Origin of the sequence: Microlunatus flavus, from assembly GCF_900110855.1 — a bacterium.
GTDB classification, from domain to species: Bacteria; Actinomycetota; Actinomycetes; order Propionibacteriales; family Propionibacteriaceae; genus Microlunatus; species Microlunatus flavus.
The window spans coordinates 545,990-561,376 of sequence record NZ_FOFA01000003.1; the positions used below are offsets into that span (position 1 = coordinate 545,990).

At 73.6% G+C, this 15,387-nt stretch carries 16 protein-coding genes and 1 pseudogene; 14 read left to right on the top strand and 3 right to left on the bottom strand.

Annotation, left to right across the window (positions count from 1 at the left end):
- Positions 1–5: 5 nt before the first annotated feature.
- Positions 6–308, top strand: a complete 303-nt coding sequence (locus tag BMY04_RS10250; RefSeq protein WP_198410051.1) for a hypothetical protein — start codon at positions 6–8, stop codon at positions 306–308.
- A gap of 24 nt (positions 309–332) precedes the next feature.
- Here the strand turns inward: BMY04_RS10250 and BMY04_RS10255 are convergent, their stop codons facing one another.
- On the bottom strand, positions 333–950 hold the full coding sequence (locus BMY04_RS10255) for a UdgX family uracil-DNA binding protein (protein WP_091179421.1): 618 nt from the start codon (positions 948–950) through the stop codon (positions 333–335).
- A gap of 163 nt (positions 951–1,113) precedes the next feature.
- Between BMY04_RS10255 and BMY04_RS10260 the strand changes: the two genes are divergently transcribed.
- Genes BMY04_RS10260 through BMY04_RS10270 form a run of 3 tightly spaced genes read left to right on the top strand, consistent with a single transcriptional unit; the run spans position 1,114 to position 3,132 of the window.
- A complete protein-coding gene (locus BMY04_RS10260) occupies positions 1,114–1,311 on the top strand; it encodes a hypervirulence associated TUDOR domain-containing protein (RefSeq protein WP_091179422.1) in 198 nt (65 codons plus the stop codon).
- 29 nt (positions 1,312–1,340) lie between these two features.
- Positions 1,341–2,561, top strand: a complete 1,221-nt coding sequence (locus BMY04_RS10265; RefSeq protein WP_091179424.1) for a pyrophosphate--fructose-6-phosphate 1-phosphotransferase — start codon at positions 1,341–1,343, stop codon at positions 2,559–2,561.
- 13 nt (positions 2,562–2,574) lie between these two features.
- Positions 2,575–3,132: a GNAT family N-acetyltransferase gene (locus BMY04_RS10270; RefSeq protein ID WP_198410052.1), complete on the top strand. Its 558-nt coding sequence runs from the start codon at positions 2,575–2,577 to the stop codon at positions 3,130–3,132.
- 10 nt (positions 3,133–3,142) lie between these two features.
- Here the strand turns inward: BMY04_RS10270 and BMY04_RS10275 are convergent, their stop codons facing one another.
- A complete protein-coding gene (locus BMY04_RS10275) occupies positions 3,143–4,222 on the bottom strand; it encodes an ArsB/NhaD family transporter (RefSeq protein WP_091179425.1) in 1,080 nt (359 codons plus the stop codon).
- A gap of 35 nt (positions 4,223–4,257) precedes the next feature.
- Here BMY04_RS10275 and BMY04_RS10280 point away from each other — a divergent pair, with 35 nt between their 5' ends.
- From BMY04_RS10280 to BMY04_RS23305, 9 genes are all read left to right on the top strand, one after another.
- A complete protein-coding gene (locus BMY04_RS10280; protein WP_091179427.1) occupies positions 4,258–4,548 on the top strand; it encodes a 4a-hydroxytetrahydrobiopterin dehydratase in 291 nt (96 codons plus the stop codon).
- Between the two features lie 265 nt (positions 4,549–4,813).
- Positions 4,814–5,338: an MSMEG_0572/Sll0783 family nitrogen starvation response protein gene (locus tag BMY04_RS10285; RefSeq protein ID WP_091179430.1), complete on the top strand. Its 525-nt coding sequence runs from the start codon at positions 4,814–4,816 to the stop codon at positions 5,336–5,338.
- Positions 5,339–5,351: 13 nt separating this feature from the next.
- Positions 5,352–6,407, top strand: a complete 1,056-nt coding sequence (locus tag BMY04_RS10290) for an MSMEG_0568 family radical SAM protein (protein ID WP_091179431.1) — start codon at positions 5,352–5,354, stop codon at positions 6,405–6,407.
- The gene (locus tag BMY04_RS10295; RefSeq protein WP_091179433.1) at positions 6,407–7,816 is read left to right on the top strand and encodes an MSMEG_0567/sll0787 family protein; all 1,410 of its coding nucleotides are present in this window, start codon (positions 6,407–6,409) and stop codon (positions 7,814–7,816) included. Before BMY04_RS10290 ends, BMY04_RS10295 begins: the two co-directional genes overlap by 1 nt.
- Entirely contained in the window at positions 7,813–8,751 is a 939-nt protein-coding gene (locus BMY04_RS10300; RefSeq protein WP_091179435.1) for a carbon-nitrogen hydrolase family protein, read from the top strand. Before BMY04_RS10295 ends, BMY04_RS10300 begins: the two co-directional genes overlap by 4 nt.
- Positions 8,744–9,037: an MSMEG_0570 family nitrogen starvation response protein gene (locus BMY04_RS10305; protein ID WP_091179437.1), complete on the top strand. Its 294-nt coding sequence runs from the start codon at positions 8,744–8,746 to the stop codon at positions 9,035–9,037. The genes BMY04_RS10300 and BMY04_RS10305 overlap by 8 nt, the downstream gene beginning before the upstream one ends.
- A gap of 23 nt (positions 9,038–9,060) precedes the next feature.
- Positions 9,061–10,326: an MSMEG_0569 family flavin-dependent oxidoreductase gene (locus BMY04_RS10310; RefSeq protein WP_232506237.1), complete on the top strand. Its 1,266-nt coding sequence runs from the start codon at positions 9,061–9,063 to the stop codon at positions 10,324–10,326.
- 25 nt (positions 10,327–10,351) lie between these two features.
- A complete protein-coding gene (locus tag BMY04_RS10315; RefSeq protein WP_091179441.1) occupies positions 10,352–11,302 on the top strand; it encodes a carbon-nitrogen hydrolase family protein in 951 nt (316 codons plus the stop codon).
- Complete coding sequence (locus tag BMY04_RS23305; RefSeq protein ID WP_091179444.1) at positions 11,299–12,498, top strand: MSMEG_0565 family glycosyltransferase; 1,200 nt, start codon at positions 11,299–11,301, stop codon at positions 12,496–12,498. Before BMY04_RS10315 ends, BMY04_RS23305 begins: the two co-directional genes overlap by 4 nt.
- Positions 12,499–12,655: 157 nt before the next feature.
- Here BMY04_RS23305 and BMY04_RS10325 read toward each other — a convergent pair.
- Positions 12,656–14,554: pseudogene (locus tag BMY04_RS10325) on the bottom strand (transglycosylase domain-containing protein); the annotation flags it as partial.
- Between the two features lie 77 nt (positions 14,555–14,631).
- Between BMY04_RS10325 and BMY04_RS10330 the strand changes: the two are divergent.
- Entirely contained in the window at positions 14,632–15,387 is a 756-nt protein-coding gene (locus tag BMY04_RS10330) for an alpha/beta hydrolase family protein (RefSeq protein WP_091179446.1), read from the top strand.

Sequence of the window (15,387 nt, forward strand, 5' to 3'; positions counted from 1 at the left end):
CACCCATGAGCCTGACCGACACCGCCGGTGACCTCGGCAGCACCGTCAAGTCCGCCGCGGGCGGCGCCGTCGCCAGCGTGACGAAGAGCGGCGGCGTGGTCGCCGCCCTCAGCAGCGCGGGCTTCCGCAGCGAGTGGGCGTACGCCGCCGGCTTCGCCTCCATCGGCCTCAGCTTCGTCTCGCACTACGCGAGCCGGGCCAGCAGCGGCAACAAGGCGCAGGCCGACCGCTGGGGCATCTTCGTCGGGCACTGGGCGCCGACCTTCTTCGCGCTCGGCGTCGCCCTCCGGCTCGAGGAGCTCAGCTAGTCCTGCCGACCGCGGCCGCCGACCTCAGACGGCGGCGACCGCGGTCCGCAGGTCGGCCACGAAATCGGCGTAGCCCTGGTCGCGCAGCTCGGCGTCCATCCGCAGGATCGCCGACGGGTGGATCGTCGCGAGGAACCGTCGCGTCCCGGCGGGCGTGTCGCGCTCGAAGACCACCCCGCGCTCCTTCGTGACGCGAAAGCCGCTGCCCAGCAGCGACTTGGCGGCGGTGGCCCCCAGCACGACGACGAGCTGCGGGTCGACGCGGCGGATCTCGGCCTCGAGCCACGGCCGGCAGGCCACGACGTTGCTGGTGTCCGGTGTCTGGTGGATGCGCCGCTTGCCCCGCCACTCGAAGCGGAAGTGCTTGACCGCGTTCGTCACGTAGAGCGTCGAGCGGTCCGCGCCCGCCTCGTCGAGCGCCTTCTGCAGCACCTTGCCCGCGGGCCCCACGAAGGGCAGCCCGCGCTGGTCCTCGACGTCGCCCGGCTGCTCGCCGACGAGCAGCATCGACGCCTTCGGGCTGCCGGCGCCGAAGACGGTCTGGGTGGCCGGTTCCCACAGCTCGCAGCCGTGGCAGCCCTGCGCCGCCTCCCGCAGCTCCGCGATGCCGGCACCCTCGGGGACGTACTCCGCCGCGCTCATGCGCCCTTCTTATCCCGGCTGGGCGCGAGCCACCGTCGGAGAAGCGCATCTCGGGTTGCCCCGGACCTCACGAGCGGTAGGTTGCCGCGCGATCTCCCCCAGAACTGTCGCGGCAACCTACCGCTCGACGGACTTCGTGGTGGCCCGCGCTAGCGTCACGCCCATGGCGATCAGCAAGGGCGACACGGTCCACTGGAACACCCCGCAGGGCAAGACCGAGGGCAAGGCCGTCGAGAAGAAGACCAAGGAGTTCACCCACGACGGGCAGAAGTTCAACGCCTCGGAGGACGAGCCGTACTGGATCGTCGAGTCGAGCAAGAGCGGCAGCAAGGCTGCTCACAAGGAGTCGTCGCTCTCCTGAGCCGCGCAGGGTTCGGTAGGTTCGAGCCCATGGTGAAGAAGGTTGCCCTCCTGACCGCGGGCGGTTTCGCCCCCTGCCTCTCCTCCGCGATCGGCGGGCTGGTCGAGCGCTACACCGAGATCGCGCCGGAGATCGAGATCATCGCGTACCGCTACGGCTACCAGGGCCTGCTGCAGGGCGACTCGATCGTGGTCGGCGACGAGGTGCGCAAGCACGCCGACCGGCTGCACGCCTTCGGCGGCTCGCCGATCGGCAACTCCCGCGTCAAGCTGACCAACGCCGCCGACCTCGTCAAGCGGGGCCTCGTGCCCGAGGGCACCGACCCGGTGCGCGCGGCCGCCGACCGGCTCACCGCCGACGGCATCGACGTGCTGCACACGATCGGCGGCGACGACACCAACACCACCGCCGCCGACCTGGCCGCGTTCCTGGCCGACAACGACTACGGCCTGACGGTCGTCGGACTGCCCAAGACGATCGACAACGACGTGATCCCGATCCGGCAGTCGCTCGGCGCCTGGACCGCCGCGGAGCAGGGCGCGCGGTTCGCCGAGAACGTGGTCGCCGAGCACAACTCCGGCGCCCGGAACCTGATCGTGCACGAGGTCATGGGCCGCCACTGCGGCTGGCTCACCGCCGCGACCGCGAAGGCGTACCGCGACTGGCTCGACACCCGCGCCTGGCTGCCCGAGATCGGCCTGAGCCGCGAGGCCTGGGACATCCACGGCGTCTACCTGCCCGAGGCCGAGTTCGACCTCGAGACCGAGGGCGAGCGCCTGCGCGAGGTCATGGACCGCGTCGGTTCGGTGAACCTGTTCCTCTCCGAGGGCGCCGGGCTCAGCACGATCGTCGCCGACCTCGAGAGCTCCGGCCAGGAGGTCGCCCGCGACCCGTTCGGCCACGTCAAGATCGACAAGGTCAACCCGGGCCAGTGGTTCGCGAGCCAGTTCGCCGAGCGCCTCGGCGCGGAGAAGGTCCTCGTGCAGAAGTCGGGCTACTTCTCCCGCTCGGCCGCCGCGAACGACGCCGACCTCCAGCTCATCCGCTCCATGACCGACCTGGCCGTCGACTGCGCCCTGCGCGGTGAGTCCGGCGTGATCGGGCACGACGAGGAGCGCGGCGACGAGCTGCGGGCGATCGAGTTCTCGCGGATCAAGGGCGGCAAGCCGTTCGACATCACCACGCCCTGGTACGGCGAGCTGCTCGAGGGCATCGGCCAGCCCCCGGCCCGCGCGGCCGCCGAGCACTGACCGGGTCCCGCTCGTGCTGACGCTGCCCCACCCGCTCGTCACCGAGCGGCTGGTGCTGCGCCCGATCGACGCGACCGCCGACGTCGACGCGATCCACGCGTACGCGTCGCGCGAGGACGTGTGCCGCTACATCCCCTGGACGCCGAAGACGCGCGAGGACGTGGTCGCCTGGCTCCCCCGCCGGACGGCCACGACCATCCGCCAGGAGGGTGCGGGCGCGAGCCTCGCCGTCACGCTGCGCACGAGCGGCGAGCTGGTCGGGGACGTGATCCTCATCTGGCGCAGCGCCGCGCACCGGACGGCCGAGATCGGCTACGTGATCCATCCCGACCACGCCGGCCACGGCTACGCGAGCGAGGCGGCCCGCGCCCTGCTCGGGGTGGCGTTCGACGACCTCGGGATGCACCGCGTCGTGGCCCGGATCGACGAGCGCAACCCCGCCTCGGCGGCGGTGCTGCGCAGGATCGGGATGCGGCAGGAGGCCGTGCTCGTGGAGAACGAGTGGTTCAAGGGCGCCTGGACGACCGAGGTCGACTTCGCCCTGCTGGAGAGCGAGTGGCGCGCACGCTGACCGCGGGCGGCTAGACGAACGCGAGGGCCAGCGTCGCCGTCACCAGCAGGACCGGGACGAGCACCAGTCCACGCAGGGCGAACCCGCCCCACGACACCGAGAGGTCGGCCGAGCGGCAGCGGGCCGCCCACAGCAGCGTCGCCAGGCTGGCCCATGGCGTGATCAGCGGCCCGGCGTTGACGCCGACGAGCAGGGCCACGAGGCGTACGGGGTGGTCGAGGACCGCCGGTTCCATGGCCAGGTAGGCGGGCAGGTTGTCCAGCAGGTTCGCGCCCAGCGCTCCCAGCCCCGCCACGCGCAGCAGCGGGACCCAGGCCGAACCCGAGCCGGCGAGCCGGCCGAGCACGTCGCCGAGCCCGTGGTCGTGCGCCAGCTGGACGAGGACGAAGAGGACGGACACGCCCAGCACGAGCTGCCAGGGCAGCATCCGCCAGTGCAGCAGGTGCCGGGCCCCGAACGCGCAGGCCACCACGAGGACCGCCGCTCCGACGGCCGACACCACCAGCACGTTCCCGACGAGCACGAACGCGGGCCCGAGCAGCGCGCAGACGACCACTCCGAGCCGCAGCAGCCGGGGGTGCTGCCAGGTCGGCGCCTCGCCCAGCACGTACGTCCCGCGCAGCGACCGGCGGAAGAACAGGGCCAGGGCGACGACGGTGACGACCGTGCAGACGACGGCCGCGGGCCAGGTGAGGCGCAGGAAGGCCGGCACGCCGGAGCTGGGGAGCCGGGTGAAAGCGAGGAGGTTGGTCAGGTTCGAGACCGGCAGGAACAGCGAGGCCGTGTTCGCGAGCCAGACCGCCGTGTAGGCGAACAGCAGGCGGTCCAGGCGCAGCTGCGCGGCGAGCGCCAGCACGACGGGCGTGAGCAGCACCGCGGTCGTATCGAGCGACAGCACCGCGGTCGCGAGCACCGCCACGAGCACGACGAGCAGCCACAGCCGCAGCACCGAGCCCCGGGCAAGCCGGGCCGTGCCGCGGGCCAGGAGCGTGAAGACCCCGAGCCCGTCCGCGATCTCGGCCACCACCGTGATGCAGACGACGAAGCCGAGGATGGGCAGGACCCGGTCCGCCAGCTCGGTCAGGTCCACGGTTCCGCCACGGCGAGGAACGTTAGCGTGGTTCCGTGCCCCGGCTGCTGATGCCCGCCGACCTCGCGGCGCAGCTGCGCGACCTGCCCGGCTGGCAGCTCGAGGACGGCCGGCTCGTCCGGACGGTCCGGCTCGAGAGCTTCCGCGCCGCGCTCGACCTCGTGGTCGCCGTGGGCGACGAGGCCGAGGCCATGAACCACCACCCCGACGTCGACCTCCGTTACGACCAGGTGCGGTTCGCGCTCTGGACCCACGTCGCCGGTGGGGTCACCCAGTACGACGTCGAGCTCGCGCACCGGATCAGCGCGCTGCTGCCAGCCGGGTAGCGCTGTCGGTCTGGGGGCGCCGACCTCTTCGAGGCCCTTCGACAGGCTCAGGGAGCGCTCGAGGCCCTCCGACGGGCTCAGGGAGCGCTCTCGCAGCCTCACGCGGCGAAGGACCACGAGGTGAGTCGCGCGCGACACGACTGTTACGACCGTCATCGCGGCTTGTTCCGCACGTAACCCGTCCGGAACCGCTCCCGGCCCAAGATCGAACCAGGCCGCGGCGCACGGGTCGCCCGCGGACACCACCGATCACCAGGAGTCCCCTGTGCCGCTGTTCGACGACGAGATCCTCGCCAAGATCGAGACCTCCCGCAACGAGATCCCGCACCCCTCGCTGGAGAAGGGCAGCTCGATCTACGGCTCGACCAAGATCTTCCCCGACATCCAGGCCGAGCCCGGCCAGTCGTACCTGACGCTCGTCCACGGCATCGCCCACGAGTCCAGCGTCAGCTTCGTCGCCTGCCTGCAGGCCCTCCGCGCGCTGCGCAAGGGCTTCGACTCGGTCGTCTACTTCTACGGCCCGGGCTCGATGAACGCGATCGCCACCCGCGGCTTCCCCACCACCGGCGACTCGGCCTTCCCCGGTGAGCAGAACATCAACAACACGCTGCAGACCTTCATGGACGAGGGCGGCACCGTCTTCGTCTGCCGCTTCGGTCTCTCGCTGCACGGCCTGCGCGAGGAGGACCTGATGCCGGGAACCATCCCCTGCCACCCGCTCGACGTGCAGGACGCCCTCATCTACTTCGCCAACAAGGGCGCGATCATCAACTCGACCTACATGGTCTGAGGCCGTACCGACCATGAGCGTGACGACGAGGGTCGACCTCGCGATCCTGGGGATCCGCGGCGGGGCGCCGGTGAGCCGCCGCTCCGGCGCGGGACCCAGCGACGACGGGCACCTGCTGCTCGACGGCCGGGGCGTCGCCGTGCCGCTGAACGACGCCAGCCCCTACTGGCTCGACGGCGACACGCTCCTCAAGGACGGCGTGGTCGTCGAGGACGTGGCCGTGGAGCCGGTGCGCCGGCCGCGGTTCTACGACCTCCGCACCGCGGAGGGCACCTCGTACGAGATGCTCGCCCGCCTCCACGGGCGTGACGTCCTCGCGACCACCGTCGTCCAGACCTGCATCCGCTACGACGAGGCGGAACGGTGCCGGTTCTGCGCGATCGAGGCGTCGCTCACGGCCGGCTCCACCGTCGCGGTCAAGCGCCCGCACGAGCTGGCCGAGGTCGCCGAGGCCGCCGTCCGGCTCGACGGCGTGCGCCAGATGGTCATGACGACCGGGACGTCGGCCGGTCGCGACCGCGGCGCCACCCACCTGGCCCGCTGCGTGCGGGCGGTCAAGGCACGCGTGCCCGACCTGCCGGTCCAGGTCCAGTGCGAGCCGCCCGGTGACCTGGGCACGATCACCGAGCTGCGCGAGGCCGGTGCGGACGCGATCGGGATCCACGTGGAGTCGCTCGACGACGCCGTGCGCCGCCGCTGGATGCCGGGCAAGTCCCGGGTGAGCCTGTCCGAGTACCGGGCCGCCTGGGCCGAGGCGGTCCGCGTCTTCGGGCGCAACCAGGTGTCGACCTACCTCCTGGTCGGCCTCGGCGAGGACCCCGACGAGCTGGTGGCCGGCGCGCGCGAGCTGATCGCCATGGGCGTCTACCCGTTCGTGGTGCCGTTCCGCCCGCTCGCCGGGACGCTCGCCCAGGCCGACGGGGCCACCGCGCCCGACCCCCTCGTGCTCGAGGACGTGACCCGCCGGGTCGCCCGGGACCTGGTCGCCGCCGGCATGACCTCCGACGGCCAGTCCGCGGGGTGCGCGGCGTGCGGCGCCTGCAGCACCCTCCAGCAGCAGGGCGCCTGATGAGCGTCTTCGACGTGGAGCTGCTGACCCGCGACACCGTCGGTCCCCGGGACCGGACCGCGACGGTGGCCGTGGCCGAGGACGGCGCGACGCTGGCCGCGGCGCGTCGGCTCCGGCACGAGACGTTCGTGGTCGAGCAGAGCCTCTTCGGCGCCACCGACCGCGACGACGTCGACGACGACGCGCGGGCCCTCACGCTCGTGGCGCTCGACCCGACCGGTCACGTCGTCGGCACCGTCCGGCTCGCGCCAGCCACGCCGGGGCGCGACCTCGGGTGGTGGGTCGGCAGCCGGCTCGCGGTCGCCCGCCCGGCGCGCGGGCACGCCGCCGGGATCGGCCAGGCCCTCGTGCGCGCGGCCTGCGCCCACGCCGAACGGCTCGGGGCCCTGCGCTTCGACGCCCACGTGCAGACCGCGAACGTCCCCCTCTTCCGCCGGCTCGGCTGGCGCGCGCTGGCCGACGAGGTCGCGTACGGCCGCCCGCACGTCCTCATGACCTGGGCCGTCGACCGCGTCACCCGGCTCGCCGCCCGCACCAAGGCGCCGCTGGGCCCGCTGCTGACCCCGCTCGCCGGGGGCCCGTCCGGGCTGGGCGGCGACGGGTTCCGCGGCGACGACGCGGCGCCGGTCCCCGGCTCCGACCTCGTGGCCGCGACCGACGCGATCCTGCCCTCGATGGTCGAGCGCGACCCGACCTGGGCGGGCTGGTGCGCCGTCCTGGTGAACCTCAACGACCTCGCCGCCATGGGTGCCACCCCTGTCGCCCTGCTCGACGCGCTCGGGGCCCGCGACGCGAGCTTCGCGACCCGCGTGGTGCGGGGCGTCGCGGCGGCCGCGCAGGCGTGGGACGTGCCCGTCGTCGGGGGCCACACCCAGCTCGGGGTCCCCGGCTCCCTGTCGGTGACCGCCCTGGGCCGGACGGCCGACCCGGTCCCGGGCGGCGGGGGCCGGCCTGGCCAGGCCGTCACCGTCACGGCCGACCTCGCCGGCGGCTGGCGCCCCGGCTACCGCGGCGCCCAGTGGGACTCCACCAGCGCACGGTCGACCGAGGACCTGCGGGCGATGGGCTCCCTCGTCGCCCGGACCCGACCGGCCGCCGCGAAGGACGTGAGCATGGCCGGACTGGTCGGCACCCTCGGGATGCTGGCCGAGGCCAGCGGCTGCGGCGCCGTGCTCGACGTCGCCGACGTCCCGACCCCGGCCGGGGCGACGACCGGCGACTGGCTCACCTGCTTCCCCGGCTTCGCCATGGTCACCGCCGACGAGCCCGGCCGCGCGCCCGCTCCCGCCGGTCCGGCCACCACTGCGGCCTGCGGCGCGCTCACCCCCGGCGACGGCGTCGGGCTGCGCTGGCCCGACGGCCGTACGACCCCCGCCCTCACCACCGTCACCGGACTAGGACCCGCATGACCGCCTCCCCCACGCGCTCCCACGAGACCACGATCACCGTCGTCGCCGACGCCTTCGGCCGCGACCTTAAGGCCGCGTACGCGACCATCGCCCGCATCGTCGCCGAGGCCAGAGCCCGCGGCACCGACCTGCTCGTGCTGCCCGAGGCCTGCCTCGGCGGCTACCTGCCGAGCCTCGGCAGCGTGCACGATGACGAGGAGACGCTCGCCCGCCGCCGCCGGAACCTGCCCCCCGCCTTCGCGCTGGACGGGCCCGAGATCGCGCGGGTCGCCGCCCTCGCCGGGGGCATGACCGTGCTGCTCGGCCTGTGCGAGGCCACGCAGGAGGCCGGTGCGGAGGTCCGCTACAACACCGCGGTCGCGCTCACCGGCGACGGCGTGCTCGCCGCGCACCGCAAGGTCCACCAGCCGCTCGGGGAGAACCTCAGCTACGCCGCGGCGTCGGCCTTCGAGGCGTTCGACTCGCCCGTGGGGCGGATCGGGATGCTCATCTGCTACGACAAGGCCTTCCCCGAGGCGTCGCGCACGCTCGCCCTCGACGGGGCGGAGATCATCGCGGCGCTCTCGGCCTGGCCGACCGCGCGGACGGCGGCGGCCGACCGCATCGAGGACGACCGCTGGAAGAAGCGCTTCGACCTCTACGACGCCGCCCGCGCGCTCGACAACCAGGTCGTGTGGGCCGCGTCCAACCAGACCGGGACGTTCGGCTCGCTGCGCTTCGTCGGCAACGCCAAGATCGTCGGCCCCGGTGGCGACGTGCGCGCCGAGACCGGCGTCGCCGGCGGCCTGGCCACCGTGACCCTCGACGTCCACGCCGAGCTCGCCGCGGTCCGTCAGGGCATGTACGCGCTGCGCGACCGCCGCCCGGAGGCGTACCGCCTCGACGCCGTCCTGCCCGACTACCCCGCCGAGCGTCCGGAGCCCGCGTATGCCTGAGCTGAGGTTCACCACCCGCTGGCCCGACGGCCACACCCTCGAGACCTACTCGCCCTCGCTCGTGGTCCACGACCACCTCGAGGTCGGCCGCTCGTACGCGGTCGCCGAGTTCGTCGAGCGGGCCGAGGCGGCGCTCACCGAGGCCAGCGAACGGGTCCGCGCCCGCTGGGGCCGCCCCTGCACCGCCGCCCGTGCGTCGCTGGAGACCATTCACCTCGTCGCCGAGCAGCAGCGCGAGGGCCTCGTCGTCGTCGAGTCGATGGACCCGCCGGCGGTGGAGTCATGACCCCTCCGACAGGCTCAGGGAACGTGGGGCAGGTGCCCGTCGCGGTCGTCGGCGGCGGGCAGGCGGGGCTGAGCGCGAGCTGGTTCCTCGCGCGGGCCGGCGTGGAGCACGTCGTGCTGGAACGCGACACCGCAGGCCACGACTGGCGGGACCGGCGCTGGGAGTCCTTCACCCTGGTCACCCCCAACGTGCAGTGCCGCCTGCCCGGCTTCGCCTACCCGGGCGACGACCCGTACGGCTTCATGACGCGGGCGCAGACCGTCGCCTACCTCGCCGAGTACGTCCGGCGCACCGCCCCGCCGCTGCGCGAGCGGACAGCCGTTCGCGAGCTGCGCCAGGACGCCGGGGGCGGGTTCGTCCTCGACCTGGACACGGCCGACGGACCGGAGGTGCTGCGCGCCGAGCAGGTCGTCGTCGCCACCGGCGGCTACCACGTCCCCCGCGTCCCGCGCCTGGCCGAACGGCTGCCGGCTGACGTCGTGCAGGTGCACTCGGCGGCGTACCAGAGCCCGCACGCGCTGCCGGAGGGCGCCGTCCTCGTCGTCGGCACCGGCCAGTCGGGTGCGCAGATCGCCGAGGACCTCCACCTGGCCGGGCGTCAGGTCCACCTCGTCGTCGGGTCGGCACCCCGCTGCGCCCGGCGCTACCGCGGTCGCGACTGCATCGACTGGCTGGAGGAGATGGGGCTCTACGACGTCCCCGTCGAGGACACGCCCGGCGGCCTGCGCGAGCGGGAGAAGACGAACCACTACATGACCGGCCGCGACGGCGGCCACGACATCGACCTGCGCCGCTTCGCGCTCGAGGGGATGGCTCTGTACGGCCGGCTCGTCGAGGTCGACGGGGCGCGGCTCGCCTTCGCCCCCACCCTCGAGGCGTCGCTGGACCGGGCGGACCGGGTCGCGGAGGACATCAAGGACGCGATCGACCGGCACGTCGCGGCCACGGGCGTCGCGGCACCGACCGAGGCGCGCTACGTGCCCGTGTGGCGACCCGAGGTGGAGCCGACGGAGCTCGACCTGGAGGCGGCGGGCATCAGCGCGGTCGTCTGGGCCACGGGCTTCTCCAGCGACTTCCGCTGGGTCCGGGTGCCGGTCTTCGACGGCCGCGGCGCGGTCGGTCACCACCGCGGCGTCACCGCGGTCGAGGGGCTGCACTTCCTCGGGCTGCCGTGGCTGCACACCTGGGGCTCCGGCCGGTTCGCCGGGCTCACCCGCGACGCCGAGCACGTCGTCGACCACGTCGTGGCGGGGCTGCGGCCCCAGCGCCACCTGCGGCTGACCTCGTGAGCGCCGCCCGTCGCCCCCGGACGCCGTGACCCCCGTCCGCATCGGGGCGGTCGCGGCGCACTTCGGGCGCGACGTGGGCCGCACGTTGGCCAAGCTGGAGGCGATGCTCGCGGGGGCGCGACGCGACGGGACCGACCTGCTCGTCCTGCCGGGCGCGACGATCGGCGGCTACGTCCCCGACCTCCAGCACCCCTGGGCGGCCGGCCACTCGCGCACCCCGGGCGCGCAGGACCTGCCGCCGGCGTTCGCCCTGGACGACGCGATCGTCGACCAGGTCCGCCGCCTGGCGGGGCCGATGGTCATCTGCTTCGGCTTCTGCGAGCTCGAGGACGGCCTGCGCTACAACACCGCGCTCGCCGTCAGCGGCGACGGGGTCCTGGGCCGGCACCGCAAGGTGCACCAGCCGCTCGGCGAGGTCGCGGCGTACGCGGCGGGTGACCGGTTCGCCGCCTTCGACACCCCGGTCGGGCGGATGGGCATGCTCATCGACTACGACAAGACGTTCCCCGAGTCGGCCCGCTCGCTCGCCCTGGACGGCGCCCAGGTCGTCGCCGCCCTCTCGGCCTGGCCGGCCAGCGTGACCAACCGGGCCGAGCGCCTCGGCGACGACCGGCAGGCCCGGCTCTTCGACCTCTACGACGCCGCCCGCGCGGCGGAGAACCAGGTCGTCTGGGTCTCCTCGAACCAGACCGGCGTGTTCGGCGACCTGCGGTTCCTCGGCCAGGCCAAGGTCGTCGACCCGGCCGGACGGGCGCTGGCCCGCACCGGCACCAAGGGCGGCCTCGCCGCGGTCGAGCTCGACGTGGCCGCCGAGGTCGCGCGGGCCCGCCGCCTGCTGCACCACCTCGTCGAGCGCCGACCCGCCGCGTACGGCCCCGTCACCGACGCCGACCGTGCTGACGCCGACCGTGCCGAGGCCGACCGTGCCGAGGCCGCCCGTGCTGGGGCCGACCGGGTGGACGGGGCCCGGCGGTGAGGGTCGCGCTCCTCACCTACTCGACCAAGCCCCGGGGCGGGGTGGTCCACACGCTCGCCCTGGCGGAGGCTCTGGCCCGCCTCGGCGCCGACGTCACCGTCTGGACCGTGGGGCGGGGCGGGGACGACGGGTTCTTCCGGCCGGTGGACCCTCAGGTGGAGGTCGAGGTCGCCCCTCTGCCTCACCTCGAGGGTGAGACCGTCGGCGCGCGCATCCAGCGCTCCATCCGGGTCCTCGGGACCGCCTTCGCCGACCGGACCGCGGCGGGGGTCGCGTACGACGTCGTCCACGCGCAGGACTGCATCAGCGCCAACGCCGTGCCGCGCTGCGTCCGGACGGTCCACCACCTCGACCAGTTCACGACGCCCGAGCTGGTCGCCTGCCACGAGCGGGCGATCGTCCGGCCGTACGCCCACGTCTGCGTCTCCGCCGCCGTCGCGGTCGAGGTGGAGGCCGGCTGGGGCCTGCGGCCGACGGTGATCCCGAACGGGGTCGAGGCGCAGCGGTTCGTCGAGGCGGCGGCCGACCCGGGCGCCTCGGAGCCCTGGCGTCGGCGCTTCGGTCGCTACGTCCTGGCCGTCGGCGGCATCGAGCCGCGCAAGGGCACGCTCGACCTGCTCGAGGCCTTCGCCCTGGCCCGGCGCACCCGTCCCGAGCTGGAGCTGGTCCTCGCCGGCGGTGAGACGCTGTTCGACTACCGCGGCTACCGGGAGGCCTTCGACGCCCGGGCCGTCGAGCTCGGTGTCGTGCCCCACGTGCTGGGGCCGGTCGACCACGCCGCGCTGCCCGGCCTCGTGGCCGGCTGCGCCGCATTCGGCTTCGTGTCGACGAAGGAGGGCTTCGGGCTCGCGGCGATGGAGGCCCTGGCGGCGGGCGTGCCGGTGCTCGCGCGGCCGCTACCGGTGCTGCGCGAGGTCTTCGGCGACCACGTGCGCTACGCCGACGAAAAGCGGTCGATGGCGGCGGCGCTCCTTGAGTGCGTCGAGCGCGGACCCCTGCCGGGCGGGGCCGGGCTGGCCCTGCACCACACCTGGGAACGTGCGGCGCGGAGCCACCTCGACCTCTACGCGAGCCTCAGCGCCCGCCCGGGGGCTGCGGCCCGCCGCCGGGACCGAAGCGGTCCGGACCGCCCTGCTGCGGCCCGCGGACCAGGTCGGCCGGCGGGGACGGGAACGACTCGGCCGGCTTGCCCTTGAGGTACTCCTCCATGGCCGGCTTCCAGATCCGCCGGCCCGCGTCGCCGGAGCCCGAGCCCTCGAGGTACAGCCCCGTGGACGGCACCGTGTAGCCCTTGAGGCTGGTCCGCGAGCCGCGCTCCTTGTCGATGCTGATCATCGCGGCGCCGGAGATCTGCGGGGTGTAGCCCGCGTACCAGACGGCCGCGTTGGAGTCGATGGTGCCCGTCTTGCCCGCCTGGGGCCGCCCGTCGTCGGTCCGGGCCCGTGCACCGGTGCCCTTGGTGACGACGCTCGACAGCAGCGAGTCCATGGCGCTCGCGACGTCGGTGGAGATGACGCGCTTGCAGTCGCCGTCGGGGACGTCGCGCGACTTGCCGGCGCTGTCGGTGATCTTGGTGACGATCACCGGGTCGCAGTGGATGCCGCCCGAGGCGAAGGTCGCGTACGCGTTGGCCACCGACAGCGGGTTCGTCTCCGCGGTGCCGAGGGTGAACGAGGGCAGCGTGTCGTAGGAGCTGATCGGCTGGTCCGGGGTGTTGGACTCCACGCCCAGCTTGGACGCCATCTTGGTGATGTCGCACATGCCGACGTCGAGGGCCAGCTGGACGAAGTAGGTGTTCACCGAGAACTGGGCCGCGCGGTACATGTCCATCGTCCCGTTGACGCCCGTGGAGTTCGAGACCGGGAACCGGCCCGCGAGCTGCATCGGCCCGTCGCAGGAGTCGAAGCGCGCACCGGTGAAGTCCATCCGGGCGCGGGCGTCGAAGCGCTGCGACAGCGGGATGCCCTGCTCGAGCGCCGCGGCGGCGGTGAACGCCTTGAAGGTCGACCCGGCCTGGAAGCCCTGCGCGCCGCCCATCTCGCGCGACACCGAGTAGTTCCAGTAGGTCTGGCCCTTCTTGGCGTTCGAGCCCATCACGGGCCGGCTCTGCGCCATCGCCACGATGCGTCCGGTGCCCGGCTCGATCATGTCCATGGCCGCGATGACCGGGTCCTTGGGGCCGACGGCCGCGCTGACCTCCTTCTGCACCTCGTCCTGGGTGTCCGGGTCGATCGCGGTGCGGATGGTGAGGCCGCCGCGCATCAGCGTCTGCTCGCGCTCGGCCGGCGTCTTGCCGAGGCTCGGCATGGTCAGCAGCGAGCGCTTCACGTAGTCGCAGATGAACGGGTAGTCGGTGCTCTGGCAGCCGCTGACGAAGTCCTCGGTGCCCTTGCGGTCGAACTTGGCCTTCTTGGCCTTCGTCACGGCCGACTGGCTCGCGGTGCCGAGCTCGGCCATCCGGTCGAGCACCACGTTGCGCCGGGCCAGGCCCGCGTCCGGGTGGGCAACCGGGTCGTAGCCGTTGGGGTTCTGCACGAGGCCGGCGAGCATCGCGGCCTGCGGCAGCGTCAGCTTCTTGGCGCTGGTGCCGAAGTAGTGCTCGGCCGCGGCCTCGACGCCGTACGCGCCGCCGCCGAAGTAGGCGATGTTCAGGTAGCGCTCGAGGATCTGGTCCTTGCTCATCGTGTCCTCGACCGACACCGCGTAGCGCAGCTCGCGCAGCTTGCGCTGGTAGCTGCTGTCCGTCGCCGCCTCGACGCCGTTCTCGTCGCCCTTGAGCGCGGCGGTGTTGACCTGGACCTGCTTGACGTACTGCTGGGTCAGGGTCGAGCCGCCCTGCGTGACGCCGCCGGCGAAGAAGTTCGTGACGAAGGCGCGCAGCGTGCCCTGGGCGTCGAGCGGGCCGTGCTCGTAGAAGCGGTGGTCCTCGATGGAGATCAGGGCCGTGCGCATCACCGGGGCGATGTCGTCGAGGCTGACGTAGTCGCGGTTCTGGTCGTAGAAGTACGCCAGCGTGCGGCCGTCGGCGTCGAGCACGCGGGTGCGCTGGCTCTGGGCCGGCGCGTCGAACTCCAGCGGCAGGCTCGACATGCCGTCGCGCGCGGCCTTGGCCCCCCACGCGGCACCGCCCACCAGGGGCAGCGTCAGGCCCGTCACGAGCAGGCCGCAGACCACGCTGACGACGACGAAGAGACCACCGGTCCACAGCAGCGAGCGTGGACGGCGGGCGGAGGGCCGGTCAGGAGTGGGCATCGGCAGGTTCAACGCTCCGGAGCCGTCGAAGGTTTCCCGTCCTCGCTGTGATCCTGCTCGCCTGAGAGGATCGGGGCATGGCCGAGAAGGTGAGGTTCGCGAGCACCACCGGACCGCTGCTCGCGGGGCTCGTCGACCTGCCCGAGGGCGAGGCCCGCGGGTGGGCGGTGCTGTCGCACGGCTTCACCCTCGGCAAGGACTCCCCGGCGGCCAGCCGGATCGCCAAGCAGCTGGCCCGCGAGGGCGTCGGGGTGCTGCGTTTCGACAACCTGGGGCTGGGCGACTCCGAGGGCGACTGGGGCGACGGCTCGTTCTCCCGCAAGGTCGCCGACACCGCCCGCGCGGTCGAGTTCATGAACGACGCCGGTCGAACCGTGCGGCTGCTGGTCGGCCACTCCTTCGGCGGCGCCGCGGTCATCGCCGCCGCGCACCTGTCCGACAGCGTGCGGGCCGTCGCCAGCATCGGCGCCCCGTACGAGCCCAAGCACGTCGAGCACAACTACGACGCGCTCCTGGAGCGCATCGAGGCCGAGGGCGAGGCGCCGTTCCTCGTCGGCGGCAAGGCACTGACGCTGCGCCGCCACTTCATCGACGACGTCCGCGGCAGCGACCTGCGGGAGCGCATCCGGACCCTGCGGCGCGCGCTGCTGGTCCTGCACTCCCCCACGGACAACACCGTGGGGGTGCGCAACGCCAGCCAGATCTTCCAGGCCGCGCGCCACCCGCGCAGCTTCGTGGCCCTCGAGGGCGCCGACCACCTGCTCACCGGCAAGGGTCAGGCCGCGCGGGCCGCGAGGATCATCAGCGCGTGGGCCGACCCTTACCTGACCTGA